Here is a 13,936-nt window from a genome sequence, read left to right as displayed (position 1 = left end):
ACTTTCCCTATCGAGAATGGAGAAACTTCGGTTTCTCGAATCGTCAACGATTCGGCGGCACCGCGCGGCGTGCCAACTTTTCGGGACCCGTCGACGTATTCTAGGGCAGGGGGTAGCATCGGGGTCAGCACCTCGCGCATCGCGACGAGCGGTCCGAGGAGGCCGGACGGTGAAGGTCAAGCTAGCGGTCATCCTGGTACTGGCGGCTCTCACGGTCGCCTACCGAGGCATGGCCGCCTACATGCGCTACTTCTCCCCTGACCTCCAGACGCGGTCGCCCTTCGAGACCGAGTACAAGAAGGGCGCGCTCACCGTGGCGAGGGTGGAAACTCCGTGCCCGCAACCGAAGGAAAAGCAGGTCGCCTGCTCGAACCATCCGCACCCGGGCGACCGGATCGTCGAGATCTACGACGGGAAGGGGCAAGGCGGGGCCGTGACCGGCGGCTTCACCTACGGGGCCTACCTCCGGCCGATCGGGAGCCGGGAATCCTGGAAGATGGTGGTGGACCGCCCGCTCCCTGACGGGACCCTGAAGCGGATGCCGCTCCAAATGGCGCCGGCGATCCCTCTCCGCTGGTCCGTCCGCGAGTGGCTGACCAACCTCGGGTTCGACGTGTACTTGCCGCTCCTGGCCATGTCCGCGGGCCTGTTCATCGGGGTGCTCCGGCCCGACAACCGGCAGGCGTTCCAGGCGGCGGTCGTGTTCCTGGGCTTCTCCGCGGTGTTCGGGACCGACGTGTCCCAATTCCCGGCCGGATGGAGGGAGATGGGGCTGATCCTGCGGGTGACCGCCGGCATCTTCTCGCCGTTCCTGATCCTGAGGTTCTTCCTCGAGTTTCCCCGTCGCTCCGTGATCGTCCGGAAGTTGCCTTGGCTGGTGCCGGCCTGTTTCGCGATTGCCTCGGTGGTATGGGGCGTCGGGCTGACGCTCCAGACGGCCGCGAGCTACTCGTTCCGCGCGTACGAGCGGATCGTCGAGATCCTGGGCGCGGGGAGGGTCACGGGCCACGCTCTCGCCTACGTGGGAACCGCTCCCGGCGCGGGGATGATCCTCCTCGCGCTGGTCGCGCTCGCTCTCAACACCGCACGCGCGGGGTCGAGGGACGACCGGCGCAGGCTGATTCTGATCTCGATCGGCGCAGTGGGGGGGCTCTTCCCGTGTCTGATCCTGTTCCTCTGGCCGTCGAAGGTGCCGACGGCGGTGCTGCTGATCACGCTCCCTTTGATCGGGCTCTTCCCGATCACGTTCGTCAGCGCGGTCGTGCGGCACCGGATCTTCGGCATCCGCCTGATCCTGCGACAGGGGCTCCAGTACGCGCTCCTCTCGCGGGGGTTCCTCGTGGTGGAAGGGGCGGTGATCTTCCTGGCCCTGTACTTCGCCGTGGGTCCGCTCCTGGTCCGTTACGTGCCGGACTCCGCGCAGAGCGTCGCGTCGGTCGGCATCGCGGCCGTCACCCTGGGGCTCGTCTTCGGCACCCAGCGCGTGAACCGGAGGATCATGCCGGTGATCGATCGGAGGTTCTTCCGCGAGGCGTACGACGCCCAGCAGATCCTGACCGCCCTGGTGAAGGCGTTGCGCCAGCTGGCCTCGCGCCCCGACCTCCTCCTCCAGAAGGTCGTCGACGAGATCTCCGTGGCGTTCCATCCCGATCACGTCGCGGTGTTCCTCACGGAAGAGCCCTGGCCGCACCTCTCGCCCGTCACGGGACCCGACGCGGCCTGCTGGATCGCCTGCGCGCCGCAGCGGACGGGAGCCCGGTACGCGCTGTACGTGCACCGCGCGCGCGCCCTGCCCGGCGTTCAGGGGGGCTGGCGGGAGAAGCTCGCGCCGGAGCCTGTGCGTTACAGCCGGACGCCGGTCGCGCGGCTCCTCGAGGGCTGCGTCGAAGGCGAGCCGGAGATTCTCGACGTGTTCCTCGCCGCGGGGCCGCGGGCCCCGAGGGACGAGGAACAGCCTCCCTCCCCGTGCCTCGAAGACACGGAGATGTTCGCGCGCTTCGACGCGCGAATCGTCGTTCCGCTGGCGACCCAGGGGAGGGCGCTCGGGTTCCTCCTGCTGGGACAGAAGCGCTCGGAGGAGCATTACGCGCGCCAGGACCGCGAGCTGCTGCTGGCCGTCGCCGAGCAGGTGTCCATCGCCCTCGACTACAGCCGGATGATCGAGGGGGTCGCCGAGCAGCAGAAGCTCGAGCGGGAGATCCAGATCGCCCAGGACGTGCAGGCGAAGCTCTTCCCCCAGGACCGGCCGGTGCTCCGGACCCTGCGATGCGCCGGCACCTGCCGGACGGCCCGCGGCGTCGGAGGGGACTACTTCGACTTCCTGCAGCTGGGCCCGGACCGACTCGGGATCGCCGTCGCCGACATCGCGGGCAAGGGGCTGTCGGCCGCGCTCCTCATGGCCAGCCTCCAGGCGCTGGTGCGGAGCCACGCGCCGGCGAACGCCCACGGCCTCGACGGCTTCGCAGGCGAGATCAACCGCCACCTCTGTGATTCCACCGACGACGCCCGGTTCGCCACGCTGTTCTTCGGCGTATACGACGACGCGACGCGTCGGCTCAGGTACGTCAACGCGGGGCACAACCCGCCGATCCTGCTTCGCCAACCCGGCGGGGCGGGGGACCGGGTGCGGAGGCTCCTCCCTACGGGGACCATTCTCGGCTGCTTCCCGGAGCGCTCCTGGCAGGAGCAGGTGGTGGATCTCGCGCCCGGCGACCTTCTCGTGGTCTTCTCCGACGGGATCGTCGAGGCGACGAACGCCGCGGACGAGCAGTTCTCCGACCCACGGCTCGTGAGCCTCGTGGAGCGGAGCGCCCACCTCGGGGAGGACGCGCTCGCCGCTCTCGTCATGGAAGAGGTCGGCCGATTCCTCGGAGGGGTACCTCCACAGGACGACATGACGCTGATCGTCGCCGGAGTCAGGTGACCGGCACCCGCCCGCGGATCCGGCCGCCGTCCCGGGAAGCTCAGCGGTGTGCTCGGAACGCTCCCGAGCCCGCTGCCGCCTCGTCCAGCAGGACCTCGACGGCTCCCGACTGGAGCGCGACGCGCTCGGCGGGATAGGGACTGGGGTGCGGCAGCCCGCCGAAAACCTCCGCGGCCGTCCATGCCTTGTCGGCCCCCACGATCTGGAACAGGACGCGCCTCGCCCCGCGGAGCGCCGGAAGGGTGAGCGTGATCCGCCCGACGGGGGGCGAAGGCGCGCGGACGACCGCGACCCAACGCGAGGTCTCGTCGAGTGCCGCCGTGCGCGGGAACAGCGAGGCGGTGTGGCCGTCCGCGCCCATGCCCAGGAGAACGAGGTCGAAGCTCGGCGCCTCCTCCCCTGGGAACAGCCCGCGAAGCTCCTCTTCGTACCGGGCGGCGGCGCTCGCCGGCTCGGGATCCTCCGCCACGATCCGGTGGACGGCGCCGGGGAGGACCGGGACGTGGCGGAGCAGGCTCTCGTCGGCGGCGTGGAAGTTGCTGTCGGGGTGGTCCGGAGGGACGCAGCGCTCGTCGCCGAACAGGACGATCGTCCTCCTCCACGGGACGACGCTCCTGACGTGCGGCGACGCCAGTATCGCGTAGAGGGCACGCGGGGTGCTCCCCCCCGCGAGCACCAGGGAGAAACGGCCTCGCGCGGCGACGGCGTCGCGCGCCGCGGCTTCCACGCGCTTCGCCGCCTCTTCGGCGACCGCGCGGGAATCCTCGAGGACGACGACGGAGACGCCACCCATGTCGCTCTCAGGACGCGGCGGCGCCGACGGCCTCGACGAGCGCCGCATCGAACAGCGGGTCGCGTGAGGTTCGCTCCAATTCGCGGCAGAGGAGCGAGGCGTCGTCGGGCTCGCCGAGCTTCAGCGTGGCCGGGAGGGGGCAGGTCCCCTCGATCTCGACGGTCAGCCTCACGATCTCCGACCCGGGGGAGATCCTCTCCGCCGAGAAGCGCGCCGGCGGCTTGCCGTCCGCCGCGTCGATCCGAACGGCACCGACGCCTCCGGTCCTGGCGGCGCCGTCGCGCGATACCTCCACCCGCACCTCGCGTCCGTCCCGTCGGCTCCACGTCCACGGACCCGCGCCGCGGGACCAACCGAGGCGCGCCGCGAGCCAGCCGGCGAGGTACGCGGCGGCGACGGTGGTGCCGCCGCGGCCCATCGGGCCGCCGGCGGCCAGCTCGACGCGTGTGATCCCGTCGAGGTGCCGGCGGGTGAGGGGCGAGTCGAAGAACGACGCCACCGCCTCGCGCCACCTCTCGAGACGCGTCCAGGCGAGATCGCCGGGACTTCCGCGCCAGGATTCGCGCCCGGCCAGAGCCGCGAGGTCCCGGAGCGCCTTCTCCGGCTCCGCATGGCGGGCGGCGTCGATCAGGAGGCGATCGGACATCCTCGCGAGCGGCTCCCAGAGCGGGTCCGGAGCGAGCGCCGCGCGGCGCCACCAGACGAACACCGGCGTGTCGGAGACCAGCAGTCGGAGGAGCGTCGACGGCACCAGCAGGAGCGAGGCACGCGCCGCCTCGAGCGTGACCTGCTCGCTGCAGACGAGGCTCCCACCCGGCCCGCGATGGCAGTGGGCCGACACGAACACCGCGAGCGGCTCGCCGGATGGCGCGTCCTCGCGCGCGCCGGAGACGACCAGCGCGCGTCCCGGGTGGTTCAGGGAGAGCAGCGCGATCGCCCGGGTCGCCTCGCGCGCATCCTCGGGGGTGTCGCAGGCGACGACGAGGTTCAGCATGGACGCCCGGACCACCGGGTGTTCCTCCGACGACGCGGCTCGCCACATCTCCCCGAGCTGCTTCTCGACCGACTCGACGTCGGCGACCATCGCGGGCCCCAGCTCTTCCATCAGAGCCTCCGCCACGAGCGCCCGTCGCGCTCGAGCAGCGAGTCCGACTCGGCCGGGCCCCAGGTCCCGGCGGAGTACGGCGCGGGGGTCCGGCCCGAGGCGCCCCAGCCGGCCTCGATCGCGTCGATCCACGCCCACGACGCCTCGACCTCGTCGCGACGGATGAACAGGGTCGGATCGCCGAGGATCGCGTCGAGCAGCAGCCGCTCGTAAGCTTCCGGCGGCTCCTGGCCGAAGGAGGTCCCGTACCGGAACTCCATGGCCACCGGCTGGATCCGCGGGTCGGGCCCCGGGACCTTCGAATCGAACCGTAGCGCGATCCCCTCGTCCGGCTGGATCCTGAGCGCGAGGTTGTTGGGATCGGGCACGGCAGCGCCACCGTCGAACAGGCGATGGGGGACCTGGCGGAAGGTCAGCGCGACCTCGGTCACGCGCTTGGGGAGGCGCTTGCCCGCGCGGAGGTAGAACGGCACGCCGGCCCATCGCCAGTTGTCCACGAAGACGCGGAGCGCCACGAAGGTCTCGGTTCGCGAGCCCGGGGGCACGCCGGGTTCCTCTAGGTACGCCGGGACCGGACTTCCGCCCGAGGCCCCGGCGCCGTACCGCCCGAGGACGGACTCCTCGGGTACGCGCTCCGGCACGACCGGTCGGAGCGCGCGGAGCACCTTGACCTTCTCGTCCCGGATCGCGTCGGCCTCGAGCGAGACCGGGGGCTCCATCGCCGTGAGGCAGAGGAGTTGGAACATGTGGTTCTGGACGATATCCCGCAGGATCCCCGCTTCTTCGAAGTACTCGCCGCGACCCTCGACTCCGAGGGTCTCCGCCACCGTGATCTGGACCTGGTCCACGTGCTCCCGTCCCCAGAGCGGCTCGAAGATGGCGTTGCCGAACCGGAAGACCATCAGATTCTGGACGGTCTCCTTGCCGAGGTAGTGGTCGATTCGGAAAACGTCCCGCTCGTCGAACGCCGCGTTGACCTCGACGTTGAGCGCGCGCGCGGACGCGAGGTCGCGGCCGAACGGCTTCTCCACCACGACGCGCGCGAAGCTCCCGCCCGGTCCCGGCCGGCTGAGCCCGGCGAGGGCGAGGTTCTTGACGATGGTCGGGCACGCCGACGGAGGTGTCGCCAGGTAGAAGAGGCGGTTCCCGCCGGTCCCGCGCTCGCGGTCGAGCCGCGCGAGGTGCTCCGCGAGGCGGGCGTACCCCTCGGCATCCTCGAAGCTCGCGGGGATGTACGAGATCCTCGGCGCCATCTCCTTCCAGAGGTCGAGATCGAGCGGCCGTCGCGAATGGCGGACGATCCCGTCGCGGATCGCGTCGGCGAACGCGGAGCCGCCCAGCGGCCTCCGCGCGACGCCGACCAGGGCGAAGCCGGCCGGGAGCAGCCGGTCGAGGTGGAGGTTGTAGAGCGCAGGCACGAGCTTCCGGCGGGTCAGGTCCCCCGAGGCGCCGAAGATGACCACCGAGCTAGGTCCTGCGGCCCGCTCCCGCCTCAGGCCGGCCCTCAGCGGATTCGGTTCGAGGAGGGCGTCCACGCCGTCACCCCGACTTCTTGACCGCGTGGCCGCCGAACTCGTTCCTGAGCGCGGCGATGACCTTGGCCGAGAACGACTCGTCCTGGCGCGAGGCGAAGCGCGCAAGGAGCGAGAGGGTGAGCGCCGGCGCGGGGACGTCGAGGGCGATCGCCTCCTCGACGGTCCAGCGGCCCTCGCCGGAGTCTTCCACGTATCCGCGGATCGTCATGAGCCGCGGGTCCTTCTCGAATGCGAGCTCCGCGAGCTCGAGGAGCCACGATCGGACGACGCTGCCGCGGTTCCAGAGGCGCGAGATCCGGGCGAGGTCATACGCGAACGGGCTTCGCGCGAGGATCTCGAATCCCTCCCCGTACGCCTGGAGCATCCCGTACTCGATCCCGTTGTGGATCATCTTGGCGAAGTGGCCCGATCCCGTGGGACCGGTATGGAGGTAGCCGCCCTCCGGCGCGAGATCCCGCAGGATCGGCTCGGCGCGGCGGAAGTCGGCATCGTCCCCCCCGACCATGAGGCAGTACCCGTTGTCGAGGCCCCAGATCCCTCCGCTCGTTCCCGCGTCGAGGAAACCGAGCCCCTTCGCCCCGAGCTCGGCGCCGCGGCGGATCGAGTCGTGGTAGTTGGAGTTGCCGCCGTCCACGACCACGTCGCTGCGGGCGAGGCGGGGAGCGAGATCCGCCAGGACTTCGTCCACGGTCGGCCCCGACGGGACCATGAGCCAGACGAGGCGCGGCGGAGCGAGGGCGCCCACCAGCTCGCCGACGCTCGCCGCCGGCTTCCCGCCCGCCCCCTCGAGCATCGCGAGCGATTCCTTTCCCTTCGCCGTCCCGGCGACCGCGTGGCCGCGACGGAGTAGGCGGGTCGCCATGTTGAGGCCCATCCTCCCGAGACCGATCATTCCGAGATCCATTCGATGCTCCTCCGAGTCCCGGCCGTTCCGCTCCTACTTTAACCCGGGTGCCGGATCGCGGGTCGCGGCCTGTACAAAACCGCCACGATCGGCACCATAATGGGGGTTCGCGGAGACCCCATGACCCTTCCGATCCCGTCGATCATCCTGGCGCTGGCGTTGGCGCTGCTGCTCGCCGCGCCGTTCGCGTTCCTCGCGGGACGGCGAGGCGGGCACCATCGAGGCATGCCCGGCTGGGTCGGGTTCTGGGTGTTCTTCGCGGGCCTGCTCGTGATCCTCTCGCGCGCGGCGCTGTGGATCTCGTTCCCCGTCCTCGGCGTGCTGATGTTCGTGGCGCTCCGGGAGTACTTCTTCCTCACGCCGGTGCGACCGCAGGACCGTTGGGCGATCCTGGCGACCTACCTCTCGATCCCGTGCGCGCTGGCCCCGGCGTTCACGGACAACCTCGCGCTGTTCGTCGCGGTGGTCCCCGTCGCGCTCCTGCTCGTGCTGCCGGTGCTCCTGGCGTTCGGTCCGCGGCAGCCCGGCCTCCTGGACTCCGTGGGACGCGTGCTGCTCGGCGCACTGTTGTTCGTGTTCGCCGCGGCCCATCTCGGCCTGATGGCGCACCAGCCGGACGGGAGGCTGGAGCTGTTCGCGATCCTCGTGCTGTTCGGCGAGCTTCCCCAGCGCGTCGCCGGCCGGCCGCGCCCCGGAAAGGAGCTGCGCCGACCGGCGATCGGGGTCGCGCTCGCGATCGTCGTCTGCGCCGGGATCGGCTGGTGGCTGGGACCGCTGGGCGCCGTCACCCGGGAGCAGGGTGTCGTCGCCGGGGCCCTCGTGGCCCTGGCGGTCACCGCAGGGGCGCTGGTGGCCGACGCGATCGCGCAGGACCTCGGCCTCGGGGCGGCGTCCTCGCGATTCGGGCGAGGCGCCTTCCTGGACCGGGCGATCCCGGCGCTCTACGCGGCGCCGGTCTGCTATCACTACTTCCGGTACTTCCTCTGATCGCGATGCGCCGGCTGCTCCGCACCGCCGCGGTCCTCCTGTTCCAGGCCCTGATCGTGCGGCCGGTGATCCTCGGGTTCGTCGGCGTGCGCTACCGGCGGCGCGCCCTCGTTCCCAAGGGGCCGTGCCTCGTGGTGGCGAACCACAACTCGCATCTCGACGCCGGCGTGCTCCTCACGCTCTTCCCGCTCCGGCGCGTCGCCCATGTGCACCCGGTAGCGGCGGCGGACTACTTCGGGAAGACCTTGCTCCGCCGCACGATGGCCCTGCTCTTCATGAACGGCATCCCGATCGAGCGCGTCGCGCGCGCGGGACACGATACGCTCCAGCCGATGATCCGGGCCCTCGAGGCCGGGGAGAGCCTCATCCTCTTCCCCGAGGGAAGCCGCGGCGAGGCGGGGGTCGTCGGTCCGTTCCGCTCCGGCGTCGGGCGGCTCGTGCAGGCGGTCCCGGGCCTCCTGGTGGTCCCGGTGTTCCTCACCGGGCCCGAGCGGATCTGGCCCCGCGGCCAGAGGATCCCGGTTCCTCTCGGCATCGACGCGAACGTGGGAAAGCCCCGGACCTACCGGCCCGATGCGGATGCGAGGGTCATCGCCGAGCAAGTCCGCAGCGACGTGCTGGCGCTCGCTCCTCCTCCGTCGCCGGTTCCCGGCGCGCGCCCGGCGCCGCCGGTCCGTGCGGCCGTCTGCGGCATCGATCCCTGGAGCCGCGGCGCGCTGTCCGTCGAGCTCGTCCGCCGCCTCGGACGCAGCAGCCGAACCCTCCTGATCGCGGATCCGGCGCTGGAGGCGGACGCGCGAGGCGTGAGGGAGGCGCCCGGCGGGATACCGGTGGCGAGGAGCCGGGCGTGGATCGCGCTCCTCGCGCGGCTCTTCCGGACGGGGGGGCTGTACCGCGGATCGAAGTTCGCCGAGATGGTCGAGCGCGCGCGCATGGACGAGTCCCTCGAGGACGGGCGGGCCGCCCGTTTCGTGGTCGGCGACGGGAGCGCGCTTCTGGACCTCCTCGCCTGGGCGGAGGCGGACGCCCACCGGAGGGGGTTCGACGAGCGCGGCCTCCACCACGCGCTGCTCTACCTGTCGGGCGAGCGCCGCATTCCGGTCCGGCAGTGGTGGACCTTCGCGCGCAATTCCCCCGGTGCATGGCTACTGAACGTCTTCGGCCTCGCGCGCCTCATGGTTCCAGGCGTTCTCGTCCTGGTCATCGCCTCGCCGGCGCGGGTGATGGCCCGGAGGCGCTCCGCCGGCAGGCCGCTCGAGCCGCACGAGAACGAGGCGTTCCTCGGGAGGCTGCAGGACGCCTACCGCGAGATCGCGGCGCTCCTCAAGCGGCGCGGAGTGGAGGTGTTCGAGATCGAGGACGGCGCGCTCACGCCGGAAGCGGACGCGGCGCGGGTCGAGGAGGCGTGCCTGCGCCTCGCGGAGAAGACCGGCGAACGCGCGGAGCCGGCGCCGGCCGACGGGGCCGGGGGAGGAGGATCGACGCGATGACCCTTATCCTCGTCGTCGGCCTCGGCAACACGCTGATGGCCGACGACGGCGCGGGGGTCGCGGTGGCCGCGCGCCTGTGCGAACGTCCGCTCCCGTCTTGGGCGCGAGCGGAGGCCGGGGGCACGGACGCCCTCCGTCTCGTCTCGCTCTGGAGAGGCGAAGCGGAGGTTTGGCTGGTCGACGCGATCTTCCGTGGCGCGGAGCCCGGGACGATTCACCGCCTGGCCCACGAAGAGGTGCTCTCGATTCCCCAGGGTCACGCGGGCGCCCACGCGCTCAGCCTGCCGGAGAGCCTCCGCCTGATCGCCGGGACCCAACCCGACATGGCCGCCGTGCGCTACCGGCTCTGGGGGATCGAGCCGGAGCGCGTCGGTCCGTCGCCCGGGCTCACGCCTCGGGTCGCCCGCGCGGTGGAGGCGGTGGAGGAAGAGATTCGGTCGGAATTCGGCCGCGTCGGGGCCAAGGAGGTTGACGACGGAGGGGGGCGGGGAGACAGTATCGGTGGACAGCGGGAAACGGAGGCGGAGCCATGAACGAGTCCGGGACCTTCGAGCGTCTGACGGAGCGATCGCTGGAGGAGCACCGTCAGATCCACTTCTTCCTGGACCAGCTCCAGAAGGCGCTTCGGGGGATCGGCCCCGAGCGAACGGAGCTTGAGCCGATGCGGCGCGTCGCCGCGGAGCTCGAGGGGCTGATCGAGAGGCTCAGCGAGCACTTCGAGCGGGAGGAGGAAGGGGGGCTCTTTCGAGCGCTCGTGGACGCCGACGAGGCGACCGCCCCCGATGTCCGCCGCCTTGAGGACCAGCACGCGCGCTTGATCGAGATCCTCGAGATGGCGAGGATCCACGCGGAGCGGGGCGACACCGTCGACGCCGGGCCGCTCAAGGAAGACGTCGAGGGATTCCTGGAGGTCCTCCGCGCTCACGAGAAGGCCGAGGAGGCCCTCTTTCGGCGCGCCCTGTCCGTTTGACGAGAGCCCGCGCCGGTGATACGTTCGGCCGTTGCCGTGATGAGAGTGAGTCCGCATCCACCTCGCCCGCCCGTGCCGGGCGGTCTCCGCGAAAGGGGGGCCGCATCGGCGGGAAGGCCGCTCTGAGGGGCGCTCGGTCTCCGAGCGCCCTTCGTGTTTGGAGCGGTCTCGCGAGGTGTTTAGCCGCGGTAGGAGTGGCCGCATGCTGGAGCCGAAGGAGCAGCTGATACGGCTCGTGGCGATCCAGGATCTGGCTCTCGCGATCCAATCGGCCCGTGCCGTGGTCGACGGAGCCCCGTCCCGTATCGACGAGATCGAGAGCCGGTTCCGCGAGCGCAACGCCGAGTACGTCGCGGTCAAGGAGCGATTCGAGGCCCTCGAGACGGACCGGAAGGACCGTACCCTCGAGCTCGAGACCCTGGAGGCCGCGCGCAAGAAGTTCATGGAATCCCTCATGCAGGTGAAGAACCAGCGCGAGTACGCGGCGGTGCTGAAGGAGATCGACGCGGTCAAGGCGCACATCGGAGCCCACGAGGAGGCGGTTCTCAAGGGGATGGAGGAGTCCGAGACGCTCAAGACCGACCTCAACGCGCGCTCCGAGCACATCGAGCAGGAGCGGATCCGGGTGGGGGAGGAGCGCGCGCGCGTCGAGGGGGATTCCGCCGCCGCCGCGCAGCGGATCGTGGACGCGGATCGGGAGCGCGCGCGGCTCGAGGCGGACCTTCCGACGGACCTGACCGAGGCTATCCACCGCGTCGAGGAGAGCCGCGGCGGCCTGTTCCTCGCGAAGGCCGAGCAGGAGTTGTGCCAGGCCTGCTTCGTGCGCGTCCGTCCCCAGGTGTTCCAGGAGATCCGGGCCGCGTCGAGGATCCACAATTGCGGCCAGTGCCGGCGCTTCCTCTATTACGAGCCGGCGCTCAGGTCCGAGCCCAGCGGTCCGCCCGCCGGCGACGCCGGCGAAGCCGGGGTCGAGACGGCGAATGGCGGAGCGGTTTAGGGCCGCGGTCGACGGCGGGTCCCGCGGGAACCCCGGCCTCGCGGCCTGGGGAGTGGCGGTCCTCGGCCCCGGGGGACGCTGCGTCGAAGGGCACGCCGGGACCCTCGGGCGCGCCACCAACAACGTCGCGGAGTACCAGGCGCTTCTCGAGGCCCTGAAGCGCGCCGAGGCCGCCGGGGCCCGGGACGTCGAGATCAGGGCCGACTCGGAGCTGATCGTCCGCCAGGTCGAGGGGCGGTACAAGGTGCGGCATCCCGGCCTCGTCCCGCTCCACGCCGAGGCGAAGCGCCGGATCGGGAAGTTCCGCTCCTTCCGCTTGGTCCACGTCTCTCGGGAAGAGAACCGCGAGGCGGACCGTCTCGTGAACCTGGCGCTCGACCGCGGCGCGAAGGCGCGTCCCGACGAGACCGTGCGCGTGCTGGTCGTGCCGGAGCCCCCGACGAGCGAGGCGTGAGGTGGAGCCGAGGGCAGCCCGCGCCCTCGAGGACGTCCGTCGGCGGATCGCCGACGCGTGCGCCCGCGCCCGGAGGAAGCCGGCCTCGGTCTCGCTCGTCGCGGTCTCCAAGACATTCGCCGCGGAGCGCGTCAAGGACCTGCTCCTGTGCGGGCAAGACCTCTTCGGCGAGAATCGGGTTCAGGAGGCGCTCCTGAAGATCCCGCGGGTCGGCCCCGGCGCGCGGTGGCACCTCGTCGGGCACCTGCAGCGCAACAAGGCGCGCCACGCCGTGGGCGCGTTCGAGCTGATCCACTCGCTCGACGACCTCGATCTCGCGCGAGAGGTGGCCCGTCGGGCCACGGCGCTCGGCATCGTCCAACCGGTCCTGGCGCAGGTGAACCTGTCGCGGGAGGCGACGAAGTCGGGCACCGGAGAGGACGACACCCTGCCGCTGCTCGAGGCGGCCGCGGGGCTGGCCGGTCTCGAGCTGCGCGGGCTCATGACGATCCCTCCCCCCGCCGCCTACCCCGAGGAATCCCGCCCCTGGTTCGCGCGGCTGCGCGAACTCCGGGACCGCGCGGAGGCGCGCCTCGGCATCGCGCTGCCCGAGCTCTCCATGGGGATGAGCGACGACTTCGAGGTCGCGGTGGAGGAGGGGGCCACGCTGGTCCGCGTCGGCCGCGCGCTGTTCGGGGACCGGGAAGCGTCTCCAGCCTGACCGAATCTCCGGCCGGGTCAGGGCCGCCGCGCGCAGCGGGACAGCAGGTCGCGAAAGCCGCCGGCCTGTGGGCTCGCGTCCGGTACCAGTTGCAGGCCTTTCTGGGCCGTAGTCACGGCGTCGTCCGTCCTGCCGGCCTCGAGGTAGGCCGTGCCCAAGGTGAACAGCACCTTCGCGTCCCGGCCGAAGGTCAGGTCGCGGGCGCGCTCCGCCAGGGCCACCGCCCGAGCGGCGTCCCTTGTCGAAGGATCGGTGCCCGTCGTCAGGAGCCAGGCGAGCCCGCAGAGCGCCTCGACCGACTCCGGCTCGCGTCGGAGCGCCTCGCGGAGCGCGCCGATGGCCTCGAGCGGCTTCCCCTGGCTCGAGAGCCGCTTCGCGAGCCGGCTCAGGGCCCGCGCGTGGCCGGGGTCGATCCTCAGGGCCTCGTCGATCTCCCGGGCGGCCTCGTCCGGCCGGGAGGCCTGGAGGAGGTCGCCGAGGAGGACGTGCGCGTCGGCGAGTCGAGGTTCGATCTCGATCGCGCGACGGGCGTGCAGGATCGCCCCGTCGCGGTCCTTCCCGGAAGCGAGCGCGGAGGCCAGGTTGTAATGGGCCTGAGCGAAGGCGGAATCGAGGCGCAGCACCTGCTCGTAGAGCGCGACGGCCTCGTCGCGTCGCCCCGCCGCGAGGAGCGTGCCGGCGAGGTTGTGCATCACCCGCACGTCGCTCGGCTCGATGGCGAGCGCGGCGCGATACTCGCGCTCCGCGCCGGGAAGGTCACCCTCGAGACGAAGCGCGTTGGCCAGGTTGAAGTGCTGGATCCTGGCGCCGGCGGGGCCCGCGAGCCCGCCCCCGAGCGCGAGCGCCTGCCTCAGGTGCTCGATGGCCTCGTCCGTCTTTCCTTCGGAGCTCAGGAGCGTGCCCAGGTTGTTGTGGGCCATCCACGAGCCGGGGTTCTTCCGCAGGGTGTCCCGCCAGAGCGTCTCGGGATCCGCGAAGACGCGCGAGCGCTCGAAGCTCGCCGCGCCGAGGGCGAGCAGGATCGCGGCCGACAGCAGGACGAAGGCGCTCCGCCGCGGCACGAGGGCGGCGAGCGTGG

13 protein-coding genes are annotated in these 13,936 nt (G+C 71.6%); 8 read left to right on the top strand and 5 right to left on the bottom strand.

Annotation, left to right across the window (positions count from 1 at the left end; genetic code table 11):
- The first annotated feature begins 169 nt into the window (after window positions 1-169).
- Window positions 170-2,923, top strand: coding sequence for a SpoIIE family protein phosphatase (locus LAO51_03080; protein ID MBZ5637722.1), 2,754 nt, complete (start codon window positions 170-172; stop codon window positions 2,921-2,923).
- Window positions 2,924-2,963: 40 nt separating this feature from the next.
- On the opposite strand, the gene pgl is transcribed toward LAO51_03080, so the two are convergent.
- The 4 genes from pgl to gnd are packed head-to-tail and all read right to left on the bottom strand — an operon-like array spanning window position 2,964 to window position 7,260.
- A complete protein-coding gene (gene pgl / locus LAO51_03075; GenBank protein MBZ5637721.1) occupies window positions 2,964-3,716 on the bottom strand; it encodes a 6-phosphogluconolactonase in 753 nt (250 codons plus the stop codon).
- A 7-nt stretch (window positions 3,717-3,723) separates the two neighbouring features.
- Complete coding sequence (locus LAO51_03070; protein ID MBZ5637720.1) at window positions 3,724-4,821, bottom strand: glucose-6-phosphate dehydrogenase assembly protein OpcA; 1,098 nt, start codon at window positions 4,819-4,821, stop codon at window positions 3,724-3,726.
- Window positions 4,821-6,356, bottom strand: a complete 1,536-nt coding sequence (gene zwf, locus LAO51_03065; GenBank protein MBZ5637719.1) for a glucose-6-phosphate dehydrogenase — start codon at window positions 6,354-6,356, stop codon at window positions 4,821-4,823. Before zwf ends, LAO51_03070 begins: the two co-directional genes overlap by 1 nt.
- Before the next feature lie 4 nt (window positions 6,357-6,360).
- Window positions 6,361-7,260: a decarboxylating 6-phosphogluconate dehydrogenase gene (gene gnd / locus LAO51_03060; protein MBZ5637718.1), complete on the bottom strand. Its 900-nt coding sequence runs from the start codon at window positions 7,258-7,260 to the stop codon at window positions 6,361-6,363.
- A gap of 120 nt (window positions 7,261-7,380) precedes the next feature.
- Between gnd and LAO51_03055 the strand changes: the two genes are divergently transcribed.
- The 7 genes from LAO51_03055 (at window position 7,381) to LAO51_03025 (ending at window position 12,858) form a co-directional block, all read left to right on the top strand.
- Complete coding sequence (locus tag LAO51_03055) at window positions 7,381-8,247, top strand: hypothetical protein (GenBank protein ID MBZ5637717.1); 867 nt, start codon at window positions 7,381-7,383, stop codon at window positions 8,245-8,247.
- Between the two features lie 5 nt (window positions 8,248-8,252).
- Window positions 8,253-9,737 carry a 1-acyl-sn-glycerol-3-phosphate acyltransferase gene (locus LAO51_03050; GenBank protein ID MBZ5637716.1) on the top strand — a complete coding sequence of 495 codons (1,485 nt, stop codon included), beginning with the start codon at window positions 8,253-8,255 and terminating at the stop codon, window positions 9,735-9,737.
- On the top strand, window positions 9,734-10,270 hold the full coding sequence (locus LAO51_03045) for a hydrogenase maturation protease (protein ID MBZ5637715.1): 537 nt from the start codon (window positions 9,734-9,736) through the stop codon (window positions 10,268-10,270). The genes LAO51_03050 and LAO51_03045 overlap by 4 nt, the downstream gene beginning before the upstream one ends.
- Window positions 10,267-10,707 (top strand): hemerythrin domain-containing protein, encoded by a 441-nt coding sequence (locus tag LAO51_03040; protein ID MBZ5637714.1) that lies wholly within the window; start codon window positions 10,267-10,269, stop codon window positions 10,705-10,707. Before LAO51_03045 ends, LAO51_03040 begins: the two co-directional genes overlap by 4 nt.
- 202 nt (window positions 10,708-10,909) lie before the next feature.
- Window positions 10,910-11,704: a hypothetical protein gene (locus tag LAO51_03035; protein MBZ5637713.1), complete on the top strand. Its 795-nt coding sequence runs from the start codon at window positions 10,910-10,912 to the stop codon at window positions 11,702-11,704.
- Complete coding sequence (locus LAO51_03030) at window positions 11,688-12,158, top strand: ribonuclease HI family protein (protein MBZ5637712.1); 471 nt, start codon at window positions 11,688-11,690, stop codon at window positions 12,156-12,158. Before LAO51_03035 ends, LAO51_03030 begins: the two co-directional genes overlap by 17 nt.
- Before the next feature lies 1 nt (window position 12,159).
- The gene (locus LAO51_03025) at window positions 12,160-12,858 is read left to right on the top strand and encodes a YggS family pyridoxal phosphate-dependent enzyme (protein MBZ5637711.1); all 699 of its coding nucleotides are present in this window, start codon (window positions 12,160-12,162) and stop codon (window positions 12,856-12,858) included.
- Window positions 12,859-12,875: 17 nt separating this feature from the next.
- Here LAO51_03025 and LAO51_03020 read toward each other — a convergent pair.
- Window positions 12,876-13,936: tetratricopeptide repeat protein (locus LAO51_03020; GenBank protein MBZ5637710.1), on the bottom strand; the 1,061-nt coding region annotated here is incomplete at its 5' end.

The organism is Terriglobia bacterium, from assembly GCA_020073205.1.
Classification (GTDB): Bacteria; Acidobacteriota; Polarisedimenticolia; order Polarisedimenticolales; family JAIQFR01; genus JAIQFR01.
Note: the sequence above shows the minus strand (reverse complement) of the source record. Positions and strands in the feature narration are given on the sequence as shown.

Bases quoted from the DNA above. Each gene is read 5' to 3' on its own strand.
- pgl (MBZ5637721.1), bottom strand. From the start codon at position 3,716: ATGGGTGGCGTCTCCGTCGTCGTCCTCGAGGATTCCCGCGCGGTCGCC.
- LAO51_03070 (MBZ5637720.1), bottom strand. From the start codon at position 4,821: ATGGAAGAGCTGGGGCCCGCGATGGTCGCCGACGTCGAGTCGGTCGAG.
- gnd (MBZ5637718.1), bottom strand. From the start codon at position 7,260: ATGGATCTCGGAATGATCGGTCTCGGGAGGATGGGCCTCAACATGGCG.
- LAO51_03055 (MBZ5637717.1), top strand. From the start codon at position 7,381: ATGACCCTTCCGATCCCGTCGATCATCCTGGCGCTGGCGTTGGCGCTG.
- LAO51_03050 (MBZ5637716.1), top strand. From the start codon at position 8,253: ATGCGCCGGCTGCTCCGCACCGCCGCGGTCCTCCTGTTCCAGGCCCTG.
- LAO51_03045 (MBZ5637715.1), top strand. From the start codon at position 9,734: ATGACCCTTATCCTCGTCGTCGGCCTCGGCAACACGCTGATGGCCGAC.
- LAO51_03040 (MBZ5637714.1), top strand. From the start codon at position 10,267: ATGAACGAGTCCGGGACCTTCGAGCGTCTGACGGAGCGATCGCTGGAG.
- LAO51_03035 (MBZ5637713.1), top strand. From the start codon at position 10,910: ATGCTGGAGCCGAAGGAGCAGCTGATACGGCTCGTGGCGATCCAGGAT.
- LAO51_03030 (MBZ5637712.1), top strand. From the start codon at position 11,688: ATGGCGGAGCGGTTTAGGGCCGCGGTCGACGGCGGGTCCCGCGGGAAC.